A 14,163-nucleotide genomic window follows, 5' to 3' on the forward strand; every position below is an offset into this window, starting at 1 on the left:
AATACCGGTGCGGGCGCCTGGTGCCGGTGGTTACGCTCGGCCCCATGCTTCTGCGCAGAGCGTTACGAACAGTGATGGTGCTCGCGGTGAGTCTCGCGGGAGTGGTCGGGGGCGGGGCGACGGCGCGGGCCGACGAGGCCGGCGAGCGTCAGTTGCTGTACTTCAACCACGCCTACGGGGTGTTCGACCGGGAGACCGCGGACGCGATCGAGGACTCCGCCTATCTGCGGGAGTTCGCCAGCTTCCAGGTGCGGACCACGACCGGGGCCGGGGGGCAGACCTGGACCGGGCGTTATCTGATGGGGCGCGAAACGTATCTCGAACTCTTCGGGGTGGGTGACCTGCCCGGACAGGACGGGACGCTCGGCTCCGCCGGGCTGGGTGTCTCGACCGAGCGGGCCGGGGACCTGCGGACGGTGATCGAGCGGCTGCCGCGGTTCGGGGTCGCGGAGCCGGTGGAGTTCCGGCAGACGCGCGACTTCGGGGACGGGGTGCCGGTGCCGTGGTTCGACGCGGTGTTCACCACCTCCTCGTACGACGCCTTCGGGGCGTGGGGGATGGAGTACCTGCCGGAGTACTTCGCCGATCCGCGGAGCAACACCGAGCCGGCCGGCTACCCCGGTGACGTGGGCCGGGAGCGGTACCTGTCCGACGGCTACCGCGAGCACCTGATGCGGGACGTGACCTCGGTGCGGATCGGGGTGACCGAGCGGGACCTCGCCGACACGGTGCCGCTGCTGCGGGCCGGCGGCTACACCGTGCGGTCCGTGGCCGGAGGTGCCGTCGCGACGGGCGGCGGGACCACGATCCGCCTGGACACCGTGGAGCGCGAGCGGGCGGGGCTGCGGGAGGTCCGGCTGGCGCTCAACGAGCCGGTGGCGTACCGGCACGTGGAGCCGCTCGGGAACTCGACGCTCGTGGTCGGCCCCGGCGACCGGGCGGTGTGGACCTTCGGCGGCGGCACCGCCGAGTAGGACCCCGCGTCGCCCCCGGCGTCCCCGCCCGGCCCGTCAGTCCGCGTCCGCCAGGAGGGCGGTGGCGAGTTCGTCGGGCCGGGCGGCGAACGGGGAGTGGCTGCCGGGCAGTTCACGTACGGTGAACGGGTTGTCGGGCGTCACCGCGTCGGCCTCCGTGATCATCACGTCCTGGAGCGCCGGTGCCAGGGCCCGGTCCTCCGTCAGGCGGAGGAAGGTGCGGGGGACGCGCCCCCACCGGTCGGCGGTCAGCCGCACCGGCGTGGTGGGGATCGCCAGGGGCAGGTCGGGGCTGAGGGTGAGGTGCCAGCGGGCGAAGTCCTCGGCCGGGACGTCCTGGTAGTAGGTCAGCCGCAGCTCCTCGATGTACCCGGGGTCCGGCGAGACGGGGTTGATCCGGAAGGCGCCCAGGGCCGCCGGGTCACCGACGTGGAGACCCTGGCGTCCGTCGGCGGAGGCCGCTTCCGGGGCGCCCAGGTAGTCGGCGAAGGTCGGCCGGCCGGCCGGGACGGCGGCGGAGAGGTAGACGATCCGGTCGACCAGGTCCGGGGCGGTCTGCGCCGCGAGGGAGGCCGGTCCGCCGCCCGCGCTGTGCGCGACGAGGACGACCGTACGGTAGTGGCGGCGGACCTCCCGCAGGGTCGTCAGGATGGTGGCCGCGCACTCCTCCAGGGTCACCCCCGCCAGCGCGGACTTCTCCGTGGCCAGTCCCGGCTGACCGGGGAGCAGGTAGCCGGAGGGCAGCGGCGCGTCGAAGCCGTGTCCCGGCAGGTCCAGTGCGACGCTCGCGGCGCCCCGGTGGGCCAGCGAGCGCTGGGTGCGGGCCCAGTGCCAGGAGGAGTGCCAGGCGCCGTGGACCAGGACGAACACGGTGCCGGGGGCGGAGGACGGGGAGTTCATGGACGGACTTCACCTCGGCCGAAGAAGACGCGGAAGACACGGAAGACGGAAGACACGGGCACGCGAAGACGCGAAGGCGCGAAAACGCGTGCAACAGTCGGCCCCCAGTTCACCCGGGCGAGTGATCGCCGGACAACGCCGATGCCCGAGCCGACCCACCCGCGATACCTCACAGCTATGGGCCCCGGTCCCGGATTACGCTGGCCGTATGGAGGCACGTCATCTGCGGTACGCCCTCGCCGTCGCCGAGCACCAGCACTTCGGGCGGGCCGCGGCGTCGCTCGGCATCGCCCAGCCGTCGCTCTCCCGGCAGATCGCGGATCTCGAACGGGAGGTGGGCGAGCGTCTCTTCGACCGCACCCCGGCGGGAGTGTTCCCGACGGCGGCGGGCGCGGCGTTCCTGGCCCCGGCGCGGCGGGCGCTGTGCGAGATGGCGTCCGCGGTGGCCGAGGCGGGCCGGGCGGCGCGCGGCGAGACGGGCCGGCTGCGGCTGGGGTTCATCGGCTCGGCGCTGCTGCGGTTCCTGCCGTCGGTGCTGACCCCGTTCCGGCGGGACCATCCGGGCGTACGGCTGGAGCTGCGCGAGATGTCGACCGCGCGCGGGTCGGCCGCCCTGCTCGGCGGCGAGTTGGACCTGGTGATCGGCCGGGGCGCCCCGCGCGGGCCGGGCGCCGAGCACCTGGTCTCCGTCACCGTCGGCCGGGACGACCTGGTCGCGGTGGTGGGCAAGGGGCACCCGTACGCCGGGCTGCGGACGGTGACCGCGGCGCAGTTGGCCCGGCAGCACCTGATCGTGGCCTCCGCCGACGACGAACCGGCCGTCCGCGCGGGGCTGCGGGCCCTGCTGGGCGCGGACGCCTCGGTCCTGGACACGGCCACCGAGGCGCGGGACCTGCGCACGATCATCGGCCTGGCCGGGTGCGGGGTCGGCGTCGGCCTCGGACCGTCCGGGATGCGCGCGGCCGGCCGGTCCGACACCTGGTTCTGCGCGGTCACCCCGCGCACGCCGCTGCCGGACCTGGTCATGTCCTACCGCGCGGACGACCGCTCACCGGTCCTCGCCGCGTTCCTGGCCGAGGCCCGGCGACGGGGCGACGACCTGCCGGGGTGACGGGCCGAGGTGAGAAAACAGGTGACGGGCCGAGGTGAGAAAACGAGGTGACGGGCCGGGGCAGGACCCGCCCCGGCACTCACCCCGCCCGCGTCACCTCCTCGGACCGCGTCAGATCGTCGCCGTGTCGATCACGAAGCGGTAGCGGACGTCGCTGTTCAGCACCCGCTCGTACGCCTCGTTGATCTCGGCGGCGGCGATCAGCTCGATCTCGGCGCCGATGCCGTGCTCGGCGCAGAAGTCCAGCATCTCCTGGGTCTCGGCGATGCCGCCGATCATCGAGCCGGCGAGGGTCTTGCCGCCGCCGATGAGGGAGAAGAGGTTCAGCGAGACCGGCTCCTCGGGGGCGCCGACGTTGACCAGCGCGCCGCCGGTCTTCAGCAGGCCGAGGTAGGCGCCGAAGTCGAGGGGCGCGGAGACGGTGGAGACGATGAGGTCGAAGCTGCCGGCCAGCTCGGTGAAGGTCGCCTCGTCGCTGGTGGCGTAGTAGTGGTCGGCGCCCAGCTTCAGACCGTCGTCCTTCTTGCGCAGCGACTGGGAGAGGACGGTCACCTCGGCGCCCAGGGCGTGCGCGATCTTGACGGCCATGTGGCCGAGGCCGCCCAGGCCGATGACGGCGACCTTCTTGCCGGGGCCGGCGCCCCAGCGCTTGAGCGGGGAGTACGTGGTGATGCCGGCGCAGAGCAGCGGGGCGGCGACGTCCAGGGACAGCCCGTCGGGAATGCGCAGGGTGAACGCCTCGTCGACGACGACCTTCTCGGAGTACCCGCCGTAGGTGGGCTCGCCGTCGTAGCCGACGGCGTTGTACGTGCCGATGTTCCCGCGCACGCAGTACTGCTCCTGGCCCGCCTTGCAGTTCTCGCACTCGCGGCAGGAGTCGACCATGCAGCCGACGCCGACGCGGTCGCCGACCTTGAACTTGGTCACGCCGGGGCCGACCTCGGAGACGACGCCCGCGATCTCGTGTCCGGGGACCATCGGGAAGATCGCCTCGCCCCAGCCCTCGCGGGCCTGGTGGATGTCGGAGTGGCAGATGCCGGCGAACTTGATGTCGATCAGCACATCGTGCTCGCCGAGCGCGCGGCGCTCGATGGTGGTGCGCTCCAGGGGAGCCTTGGCGCTGGGGGCGGCGTATGCGGCAACAGTCGTGGTCATGCTCCCCAGCCTGCCTCCCACCAGGGTGTTTACCCAGATCACCGGTTTGCGTACGTTCGCTGGTCCTACTACTGAGGGGGACAGGCTCCTGGTGGTACGACCGGGAATACTGGACAGCATGGACGACAGCCCCTTTTCCGGACCGCCTCCCGGTCGGCCTCCCGGCTCCCCGGACGACGAGCAGGCCGCCGGTCTCGACCGGCGGGCCGAGCTGAGCGAGTTCCTGCGCACCCGGCGGGCCCGGCTGAAACCGGAGGACGTGGGGCTGCCCGCGCTGGGCCGGCGCCGCCGGGTGCCGGGGCTGCGCCGCGAGGAGCTGGCGCAGTTGGCCGGGGTGTCGGTGGCGTACTACACCAGGCTGGAGCAGGGCAACGGGCGCAATGTGTCGGCGGAGGTGCTGGACTCGATCGGACGCGCCCTGCGGCTGACCGGCGCCGAGCAGGCCCACCTCACCCATCTGGCCACGCCGCGCCCGCCGCGCCGCAAGCACCGGATGCCCAAGCGGCAGCAGGTACGGGCGTCGCTGCGGCACCTGCTCGACTCGCTGGAGGTGCCCGCCTACGTCGCCGGGGCCCGGTCGGACATCCTCGCCTGGAACCGGATGGCGGCGGCCCTCTTCGGCGACTGGGGCAGCATGCCGGCCGGCGAGCGCAACTGGGCGCGGCTGACCTTCCTGCACCCGGCCTACCGGGAGCTGTTCCTCGACTGGGAGACCAAGGCGAGCGACATGGTCAGCTACCTCCGGCTGTACGCGGGTCAGCACGCGGAGGACCCCGACCTGTCGGCGCTGGTCGGGGAGCTCTCCGTCAAGAGCGAGACGTTCCGGAAGCTGTGGGCCACGCATGACGTGAAGGAGAAGGGCCACGGCGTGAAGCGGATGCGGCACCCGCTGGTCGGCGACCTGACCCTGGCGTACGAGACGCTGCACCTGCCGGACGACACGGAACAGTACCTCTGCGTCTACCACGCCGAACCGGGCTCCCCCTCCGCCGACGCCCTCCGCCTCCTGGCCAACTGGGGCACGGACGCGACGACCGTACGGACGGTCTGAGGGCACGGGGACGCCCCGCTTCCTCACGCGTAGGCACCCGTCTCCTCACGCCTACGCACCCGCCTCTCACGCGTATGCACCCGCCCCTCAGGGGCACCCCTCCCCCGACGTCCGACGCAGGGGAGGCCAGGTGTTCGAGGGGTTCGAGCTGACGCGGTGCGAGGGAGACGGCGTCCGGTTGCGGGTACGGCACGGCGGCGGCGGACCGCCCGTGCTGCTGCTGCACGGCCACCCGCGTACCCACACCACCTGGCACCGGGTCGCCCCGCTGCTGGTGGCGGCCGGGTACACGGTGGTCTGCCCGGACCTGCGGGGCTACGGCGAGTCGGAGAAGCCCCCGACCGACGCCCGGCACAGCCCGTACGCCAAGCGCGCCATGGCCGCCGACTGCGTGGCGGTCATGCGCCGTCTGGGACACGAGCGGTTCGCCGTCGTCGGACACGACCGGGGGGCGTACGTGGCCACCCGGCTCGCCCTGGACCACCCGGACGCCGTGTCCGCCCTGACCGTGCTGGACGCGGTGCCCATCGGGGAGGCGCTGCGGCGCTGCGACGCGAGGTTCGCCGCGAGCTGGTGGCACTGGTTCTTCCTGGGGCAGACCGACAAGCCCGCCGAGCGCGTCATCAGCGCCGACCCCGACGCCTGGTACCGGGCGACTCCCGAGCAGATGGGCGCCGAGTCGTACGCGGACTTCCGGCGGGCCGTGCACGATCCGGCGACCGTGCACGCCATGTGCGAGGACTACCGGGCCGGCCTCGGGATCGACCGGGAGCACGACGAGGCCGACCGCCGGGCCGGCCGGCGCGTCGGTGCCCCGCTCCAGGTGCTGTGGGCCACCCGCGACGACATGGTCGACCTCTACGGCGATGTGCTCGGCGTCTGGCGGGACTGGGCGGGCGGCCATCTGGAGGGCGGCCCGGTCGAGTCCGGGCACCACATGGCCGAGGAGGCCCCCGAGGAACTCGCCGCCGCCCTGCGGGCCTTCTGGCGGACGCACCACCCGGACCGCCCTCTGACCCTCTGACCCTCTGACCCTGCTGTGCCGACCGCCGGTCATGACAACGGCCTGCCCGGACCGGAAGTCTCGGGCAGGCCGCTGGCCGGGGTGGAACCCGCGGTCTACTTGCCGTAGTAGGCGTTGTAGATCGAGATCGTCGACGTGTTCGCCTTCTTGTCGGTGATCTTGGCGCGGAAGGAGATGCCCTTGCCCTTCGCCGGGTTCTTCACGCTGATCTTGCCCTTGGTGACCGTGGTCTTCTTCCAGGTCTTGCCGGCGTCGTAGGAGACGTACACCGCCAGGGACTTGAGGTTCTTGCCGGCGGCGGCGCCCTCGACGGTGACCGGGATGGAAGCCTTCTGGCCGGCGGTCTTCTTGCCGTCCAGGGTGGTGGTCGCCGAGAAGCGGGCCGAGGAGACCGGCAGCTTCACCGTGTTGCTGACCTTCTTGGAGCGGAAGGTCCAGGAGGCGTCGACCCGGCTGGAGGCCGCGGCGACCTTCGCGGAGCGCTTGACCGAGGTGGTCAGCTTGTACTCCGCCTCAGTGGACGGGACGGTGAACATCTCGTCGCCGAACATCGGGTCGGTGTTGGAGCCGACCTTCTTGCCGTTGCGGTACAGGCTGGTGCTGACCGAGCTGAACTCCGAGGAACCGGCGTGGCCCTTGCCGTCGGCGAACAGCGGCAGGTAGCCGTAGATCTGGTTGCCGTCCCGGAAGACACCGAAGTCGGAGTTGAGGCGCGGCCCGAAGACGGCCGAGTTGAAGGTCGTCGAGTAGGACTTGCCGGCCTTGTACTGCTGGAGGTCGTTCAGCGCGTAGTACGCCTCGGAGATCGGGAAGTTGTCCTCGTCGACCCGCCCGCTGTACTGCTGGAAGGAGACGTCCCACACGGCGCCGTCCCCGGTGGACAGGTGCAGGGTGCGGGTGCCCGGCAGGGACTGCGGGGCGGCGAAGTAGGAGCCGCCGAAGCTGTCCGGCAGGTAGGCGGAGGCGGTGACCGCGCCCTTCTTGCTGCCGCTCGCGGTGGAGCCCATGCCGACCTTCAGCGTGGCCAGTTCGCTCGCCTTGTAGGCGCGGGTGTAGCCGGTGGCGAGCTGCTTGACCGTGCCGCCGCCGGCGACGGCGTACTCCTCCTTGGCGCCCTTGGTCCAGTGGCCGTCCCACTGCTGGCTGAGGGAGCCGTCGGTGATCTGCCCGCCGAGGTGCTTGGTGCGGAAGTTGTCGAACGAGGGCAGCGACCAGCCGAAGCCGTAGGCGGAGTCGCGGGTGCTGATCGAGAAGTCCGCCGAGGCGGCGACGCCCTGGGCGGCCTTGTCGGGCACGGTGATGTTCACCGGCTTCGCGGTCCGCGCGTCCAGGGTGACGGTGGTGTTCTTGGTGACGCTCAGCCGGGGCTGGGCCAGCCAGTCGGCGCCCTGGTACTTCGCGGGGTCCGGGTCCGGGGAGACGTAGATCGCGGAGTTGAGGACGTAGGAGCCCTTGGGGACGCGGACCGTGACGGTGCCGTCGGCGTCGAACGCCGGGAAGTACCGGTCGGTCCCGAGCCCGGAGGTGCCGGTCAGGTCGGCCTGGTAGTTGACCGCGGGCTGACCGTCCCGGCCGATCGCCTTGAGGGTGACGTCGTAGGACTCGACCTCGCGCTGCACGGTGGCGGCGGTGCGGACGCTCTGCCCGGCACCGGTCGCCGTCACGTACGCGGCGTACGCGCCGTCCAGCGAGCCCAGCCGGGTGTCGGCCTTGACGTCGACGGAGGCCGTGCCGCCCGCCGGGACGGTGATCTCGGAGGCGCCCAGGGTGAAGAAGCCGGCCGGGGCCGTCCCGCCCTTCGGGTCGGTGCCGGTGACCGACAGCTTCAGGGTGACGTCCGCGGTGCCGGTGTTGCGGTACGTCAGCGCCTTGCTCGCCGGGGTGTCGTCGGTGTGCGGCCACTGCTGGGTGCCGAGGTCCAGCGAGACCGGCTCGGCGAACACGGTCTGGGCGATCGCCTTGTCGACCTGGATGCGGCCGGTGCCCTGCTGGAACGGCGTGTACTTGCCGCCCTTGGCGGAACCGGTGAGCACCGCCTTCAGCTCGGCGCCGGACCAGTCCGGGTGCTGCTGCTTGAGCAGCGCCGCCGCGCCCGCGACGTGCGGGGTCGCCATCGACGTACCGGAGATGGTGACGTAGCCGGCCGGCTTCTCGCCGACCTCCTTGGCGATGACGCTGTTCTTGGCGGAGGCGGCGGTGATGTCGACGCCGGGCGCGGTGACGTCCGGCTTGATCTGGCCGTCCAGGCCGGGGCCGGTGCTGGAGAAGTCGGCGAGGACGTCCTTGTCGTCGACCGCGCCGACGGTGAGGGCGGAGGCCGCGCTGCCCGGGGAGCCGATGGTCTGGTCGCCGAACTCGCCCTCGTTGCCGGCGGCGATGGCGAACAGGATGCCCTTCTCCGCCGAGAGCTTGTTGACCTCGGCCTCCAGCGGGTCGATCTCCGGGGTGTCGCCGCCGCCGAGGCTGAGGTTGACGATGTCGGCGCCCTGCTCGGCCGCCCACTCCATGCCGGCCAGGATGCCGGAGTCGTCGCCGTAGCCGTCGTCGCTGAGCACCTTGCCGTTGAGCAGCTCGGCGCCCGGGGCCACGCCCTTGTACTTGCTGCCGGTGCCGGCCGCGATGGAGGCGACGTGCGTGCCGTGGCCGTACTTGTCGGTGGCGTTCGCCGAGACGGAGAAGTTCTTCGACGCCACGACCTGCTTCTTCAGGTCGGGGTGGGTGGTGTCGATGCCGGTGTCCAGGACGGCGATCTTCACGCCCTTGCCGTCGTAGCCGGCCGCCCACGCCTTGGGGGCGCCGATCTGCGGCACGGACTTGTCGAGGCTGGCCTTGCGGACGCCGTCGAGCCAGACGTGCGCGATGCCGGCGGCGGTCTTCTCGCCGTCGGTGACCGCGTCCCACAGGTCGGGCGTGTCCTGCTTCGGGGTCTGCACGGCGTCGGCGTTCAGCGACTTCAGGCTGCGGCGCAGGGTGCCGGCGTCGCGGACGTCGGACTTGGCGGCCGCGGCGGTGCCCTTGTAGCCGACGATGACCTTCAGGCCGTTCTTCTGGGCCTTGCGGGTGGCGGCGCGGTTGAGTTCGGTGACGTCGAACAGGCGCCGGTCGAGCTTGCCCTGGGCGACCAGGCGGGCCGCGTCGGCGGGGATGACGAGGGTGTGGCCGTCGACCCTGCGGACCTCGGCCGGTATGTGCTCGCGTCCCTTGGCCCGCTCCAGGCCGGTGACCCGGCCCGAGGCGTCGACGACGACACGGTCGCCGGTGATCAGGGTGATGCGGTGCCCGGCCTTGACCGAGGCCCGCGAACTGTCGGCCGCGCCCTCCCCGGTGGCCGCGGCGGGCGCGGTCAGCCCGGCGGCGAGGGCCACGGCGGTCGCCGTGACCACCATGGCCGTACGGGCTCTCTTCACTTGTCTGCGCAAGATTCCCCCCTAGCGGGTGCTCGGGCGCCGTTCGGCTCACCCGACCGGGGGTGGTCTCGTACGCGCGTGCGCGAACCCCCCGGAGCACGCAGTATGCCGGGGGGCGATCAAGCGTCTCAATCGGATGAGAGGACGGTGAGAGAATCGTCGGCCGGTTGTTACGTCCCCGCGCGGACGCCGTTACCGGACCGACGGATTGACCCCGCGTCCGCCCCGCTCACGCCTGGGCGTTCTCCTTCACGGTGATCCGGCCCTTGCGGATCGTCGCCAGCCGCGGCGCCTTCCGGGCGATCGAGGAGTCGTGGGTGACCATGATGTAGGTCAACCCCAGCTCCTGCCACATGCGTTCGAGTACGTCCATGATCTCGTCGCGCATCGACTCGTCGAGGTTTCCGGTGGGTTCGTCGGCGAGCAGCACCTTGGGCCGCTTCACCAGCGCGCGGGCGATGGCCACGCGCTGCTGCTGGCCGCCGGACATCTCGCTCGGCAGATGCGCCAGCCGCTCGCCGAGCCCCACCGAGGCGAGCGCCTCGGCGGCCCGCTCGCGCCGCTCCTTGCTCTTCACCCCGAGCGGTACGAGGGCGGTCTCGACGTTCTCCTGGGCGGTGAGGGTCGGGATGAGGTTGAAGGACTGGAAGACGAAGCCGATGTTCTCGCTGCGCACCCGGGTGAGCCGGGTCTCGGAGAGGCTGGCCAGGTCGGTGCCGTCGAGGCTGATCCGGCCGGCGGTCGGCCGGTCCAGCGCGCCCAGCATCTGCAGCAGCGTGGACTTTCCGCCGCCGGTGGGGCCCTGGATGACGAGCCGGTCGCCGTCGGGGATGGTGAGGTCGATGCCGTCGAGGGCGTTGACGGTGTCCTTGCCGCGCGTGTAGCGCTTGGTGACGCCGCTGAGTTCGTACATGGTCCGACTCCTGGGGGACGTGAGGGGGGCGGGGCCTGCCGTCCGGCGGGCGGGCCGGCCCGGATGGTGCGGGCCAGGGCCCGGTGGTGCCGGGCGGGCCCCGATGATGCGGGCCGGGGCGGTGGCTACTCGACCCGGCGCAGGGCGTCCGCCGGGCGCAGCCGGGAGGCGCGCCAGCCGCCGAAGCCGCCCGCGACCAGTCCGCCGGCCACGGCGAGCAGCACGGCCAGGGCGATGGTGGTGAGGCTGACCGGCGCGGTGAGCGCGACCTCCAGGGTCTTGGCGGCCGTCTGCCGGCCGGGACCGCCCATGCCGCCGGGCCCGCCGGGGCCCCCGCCGCTGTCGCCGCTGCCGCCGCCGAGCTGGGCCTGGAGGCTGGGGCTGACCGCGGTGACGACGTACGCGCCCACCAGGCCGAGCGCGATGCCGAGGACGCCGCCGACCAGGCCGTTGACCATGGCCTCGCCGACCACCTGCCGGGTGACCCGGCCCGACGTCCAGCCGAGCGCCTTCAGGGTGCCGAACTCGCGCACCCGGCGGGAGACGGCGGAGGAGGTGAGCAGCCCGGCGACCAGGAAGGCGGCGATCAGGACCACCACGGAGAGCCACCGGCCGACGCTGGTGGCCAGCGAGGAGGCGGTGGACAACGAGCCGGAGACGGTGTCGGCGAGGTCGGCGGAGGTGGTGACCGTGGTCCCCGAGATGTTCTTCTGGATCGCCGACTTGACGCTGTCGATCCGCTGCGAGTCGGTGGCCTTGACGTAGATCGTGGTGACCTTGTTCTTGACGTCACCGAGGGTCTGGGCCTGCTTCAGCGGGAGGTAGAGGTCGGCGGCGGCGTCCCCGCTGTCGGCGGTGGCGATGCCGATGACCTTGTACTTGGTGCCCTTCACGGTGACCGTGGAGCCGGTCTTGAGCTTCTTCTCCTTGGCGTACGAGGAGTCGGCGACGGCGACCTTCGCGTCGGTCTCGGACGCCTTGAAGGCACGGCCACTGGTGATCTTGGAGGAGGTCAGCGGGCCGAGGTCGGGTTCGGTGACGTCGGTGCCGTAGACGGAGTAGCTGTTGACGTCGAAGCTGGCGCCGCCGCCCTGCACCTCGCCCTGCGGGGCGCCCTGGCCGCCGGGGCCGCCCTGGCCGCCCTCGCCGCCGCCCTGCTGGAGCCGGCCGCGGGTGAACTCGCCGCTGACCTTGAGGACTTGCAGGCTGAGACCGCCGACCGCGTCGGCCACGCCGTCCTGGTCGGAGACCTTGCCGACGGTCGAGGCGGCCAGCGTCTGGAAGCCCTGGACCATGACGCGGTCGCTGCTCTGCTCCTCGTCGGAGTCGCTGTCCTTGGCGTCGAACTGGAAGCGCGGGCGCTCGCCCTGGCCGGTGCCGCCGGCCGGCGCGGCCTTGGTGACCGTCATGTCGGTGCCGAGGCCGTACAGCGACTGCAGGACCTTGTCCTGGGCCTTGCCCATCCCGGAGGACACGGAGTCGACCACGATGACCAGCGCGATGCCCAGCGCGAGGCCGGAGGCGACGACGAGCGCCGCCTTTCTGCGGCGGCGCAGCTCGCGCCTCAGGTAGGTGAAGAACATGGCCGAAAACTAGGGACGCACCCTGATGACGCCATAAGCCCTGGATAAGAGCACGATGAGAAGATCGACAAGCGGAGAAGCCGCCCCCGCCCCGGGGGCGGACGACGGCTTCCGGACAGCGCGGGGGCCGGCGTCAGACGGCCGAACCCGCCTTCCACTGCGCCCAGTCCATGTTCCAGCCGTTGAGGCCGTTGTCCGGGGCGATGGTCTTGTCGCCGGTGTTCTTGACCACCACGACGTCACCGATGAGCGAGTGCTCGTAGAACCAGGCGGCCGGGGTGCTGGGGTCGTTGGCGCCCTTGGTGTCGGACAGGCCGACGCAGCCGTGGCTGGTGTTGACGCTGCCGAAGACGGACTTGGCGCCCCAGTAGTTGCCGTGGATGAAGGTGCCGGAGGTGCTCAGCCGCATGGCGTGCGGTACGTCCTTGATGTCGTACTCGCCTTCGCCGTCGTCGTCGGTGAAGCCGACCGTCGCGCCGTTCATCCGGGTCTCCTTGAACTTCTCGGAGATCACCATCTGGCCCTCGTAGGTCTTGTTCTCCGGGGAGCCGGCCGAGATCGGGATGGTCTTGACGGTCTTGCCGTCCTGCGTGACCTTCATCTGCTTGGTCTGCGCGTCGACGTAGCTGACCTGGTTGCGGCCGATCTTGAAGGTGACCGTCTTCTGCTGGACGCCGTAGACGCCCTTGGCTCCCTCGACCCCGTCGAGCGCGAGCTTGAGGGTGACGGTCGAGCCTTCCTTCCAGTAGTCCTCGGGGCGGCAGTCCATGCGGTTGGCGTTGAACCAGTGGCAGGCGACCTCCTGGCCGCTGCTGGAGCTGACCGTGATGCCCTTCTGGACGGCGGCCTTCTCGGTGATCGCCTTGTCGAAGTTGATCGAGACCGGCATGCCGACGCCGACCGTGGCACCGTCGTCCGGGGTGAAGGTGCCGATGAAGCTGTTGTCCGGGGAGACGGTGGTGAACGACGCGTTCTCGTGGGCGGCGCGGCCCTCGGAGTCCTTCGCGGTCGCCGCCAGCTTGTAGGTGGTGGCCCGCTCCAGTTGGACGCTGGGCTGCCAGCTCGTGCGGTCGGCGGATATCTCGCCCTTGACCTCGGTGCCGTCCGAGGTGGTCATCCTGACCTCGGTCAGTGTGCCCTTGGTGACCTTCACGGTGGCTGAGTTGTTGATGGAGGCGTTGGACGAGCCGTCCCCGGGAGTGATCTTGATCTGGGCCTCGGAGCTCTTCTCGGCCGCCGCCTTGTCGACCTGGGCCTGGGAGGACTCGCCACCGCCCCCGGCGCCGTCGTCGTCGCCGCCCGAACAGGCCGAGAGCACCAGCACCCCGCCGAGCAGTGCGGACGCGGCCACCAGGCCCTTGCGCCGCTTACTGTTCGTCATCACACGCTTCTCCATCGCTACTGATTCCCGAACCCGAGATTCCCCGTCAAGACGTTCAACGCTACGACCGGTTCGTCCCGTTCCACCTGGCCCTCAGGTGTGGGGCACACCACGTCCGCCACGGCTGGGCCGGCGGCACGGGTGTCGGTCAGTGCGCGGGGTGAGACGACGGAACCCCGGGTGGCGGTTGCCGCCCGGGTCACGATTTCCCCAAAGCGCGTCAACCCACCGTCGTTTCCTCGCCGTCTTCCCCGGCCACCGCGTCATCATCCTCGTCCAGGTCCCAGTCGGGCGAATCGGGGTCCAGGTCGACGCGTTCGGCGCTCCACGACGCCTGGCGCAGCTCCACCCCCGGCACCTCGCTGACCAGGTCGAACGGGTCGACGAGATGGGCGAGGGCCTCCGCGGTGTCCGCCGTGACGGCGCCTTCGGCGTGGGCCCGCTCGGCGTCCGGGAGGCCGCCCTCGGCGGCGATCCGGGCCAGCGCCGCGGCGGTGACCTCCTCCTCGTTCCCGACTTCCAGCACCAGGTCCACCCGAACCCGAACAAAGTGTGATGTCTCCGGAGTACTCATGACGGGAGCGTACGGCGGTCCGCTCCCGTGACTTTCCCGTGACCCGCGCCTTTCACTAACATCGCCCCACACGGCCAATTCGCCAGCGCC

The 14,163-nt window shown here is 71.6% G+C and carries 11 protein-coding genes; 4 read left to right on the forward strand and 7 right to left on the reverse strand.

Translation table 11 applies throughout. The annotated features are described in order from the left end of the window. Positions 1 to 44 precede the first annotated feature (44 nt). Positions 45 to 974, forward strand: a complete 930-nt coding sequence (locus tag IE316_RS20560) for a DUF5829 family protein (protein ID WP_190205898.1) — start codon at positions 45 to 47, stop codon at positions 972 to 974. 36 nt (positions 975 to 1,010) lie between these two features. Here the strand turns inward: IE316_RS20560 and IE316_RS20565 are convergent, their stop codons facing one another. After that, positions 1,011 to 1,874: an alpha/beta fold hydrolase gene (locus tag IE316_RS20565; protein ID WP_190205899.1), complete on the reverse strand. Its 864-nt coding sequence runs from the start codon at positions 1,872 to 1,874 to the stop codon at positions 1,011 to 1,013. A 208-nt stretch (positions 1,875 to 2,082) separates the two neighbouring features. On the opposite strand from IE316_RS20565, the gene IE316_RS20570 reads away from it, so the two are divergent. Continuing rightward, positions 2,083 to 2,985 (forward strand): LysR family transcriptional regulator, encoded by a 903-nt coding sequence (locus IE316_RS20570; protein ID WP_190205900.1) that lies wholly within the window; start codon positions 2,083 to 2,085, stop codon positions 2,983 to 2,985. Positions 2,986 to 3,096: 111 nt separating this feature from the next. On the opposite strand, the gene IE316_RS20575 is transcribed toward IE316_RS20570, so the two are convergent. After that, positions 3,097 to 4,140 (reverse strand): NAD(P)-dependent alcohol dehydrogenase, encoded by a 1,044-nt coding sequence (locus IE316_RS20575; RefSeq protein WP_190205901.1) that lies wholly within the window; start codon positions 4,138 to 4,140, stop codon positions 3,097 to 3,099. A gap of 118 nt (positions 4,141 to 4,258) precedes the next feature. On the opposite strand from IE316_RS20575, the gene IE316_RS20580 reads away from it, so the two are divergent. Together IE316_RS20580 and IE316_RS20585 are read left to right on the forward strand one after the other, a co-directional pair. Beyond that, on the forward strand, positions 4,259 to 5,191 hold the full coding sequence (locus IE316_RS20580) for a helix-turn-helix transcriptional regulator (RefSeq protein WP_190205902.1): 933 nt from the start codon (positions 4,259 to 4,261) through the stop codon (positions 5,189 to 5,191). Between the two features lie 130 nt (positions 5,192 to 5,321). Then, complete coding sequence (locus IE316_RS20585; protein WP_190205903.1) at positions 5,322 to 6,215, forward strand: alpha/beta hydrolase; 894 nt, start codon at positions 5,322 to 5,324, stop codon at positions 6,213 to 6,215. A gap of 95 nt (positions 6,216 to 6,310) precedes the next feature. Here IE316_RS20585 and IE316_RS20590 read toward each other — a convergent pair whose 3' ends face one another. The 5 genes from IE316_RS20590 to IE316_RS20610 form a co-directional block, all read right to left on the reverse strand. Further along, on the reverse strand, positions 6,311 to 9,601 hold the full coding sequence (locus IE316_RS20590; protein WP_190206168.1) for a S8 family peptidase: 3,291 nt from the start codon (positions 9,599 to 9,601) through the stop codon (positions 6,311 to 6,313). Between the two features lie 250 nt (positions 9,602 to 9,851). Beyond that, positions 9,852 to 10,535, reverse strand: a complete 684-nt coding sequence (locus IE316_RS20595; protein ID WP_190205904.1) for an ABC transporter ATP-binding protein — start codon at positions 10,533 to 10,535, stop codon at positions 9,852 to 9,854. Between the two features lie 125 nt (positions 10,536 to 10,660). Then, positions 10,661 to 12,118 carry an ABC transporter permease gene (locus IE316_RS20600; protein WP_190205905.1) on the reverse strand — a complete coding sequence of 486 codons (1,458 nt, stop codon included), beginning with the start codon at positions 12,116 to 12,118 and terminating at the stop codon, positions 10,661 to 10,663. A 133-nt stretch (positions 12,119 to 12,251) separates the two neighbouring features. Beyond that, entirely contained in the window at positions 12,252 to 13,499 is a 1,248-nt protein-coding gene (locus tag IE316_RS20605) for a L,D-transpeptidase (RefSeq protein ID WP_190205906.1), read from the reverse strand. 220 nt (positions 13,500 to 13,719) lie between these two features. Continuing rightward, positions 13,720 to 14,025: a hypothetical protein gene (locus IE316_RS20610; RefSeq protein WP_229910493.1), complete on the reverse strand. Its 306-nt coding sequence runs from the start codon at positions 14,023 to 14,025 to the stop codon at positions 13,720 to 13,722. Positions 14,026 to 14,163 lie beyond the last annotated feature (138 nt).

Source organism: Streptomyces fumanus, assembly GCF_014655295.1.
In the GTDB taxonomy this organism is placed as follows: domain Bacteria; phylum Actinomycetota; class Actinomycetes; order Streptomycetales; family Streptomycetaceae; genus Streptomyces; species Streptomyces fumanus.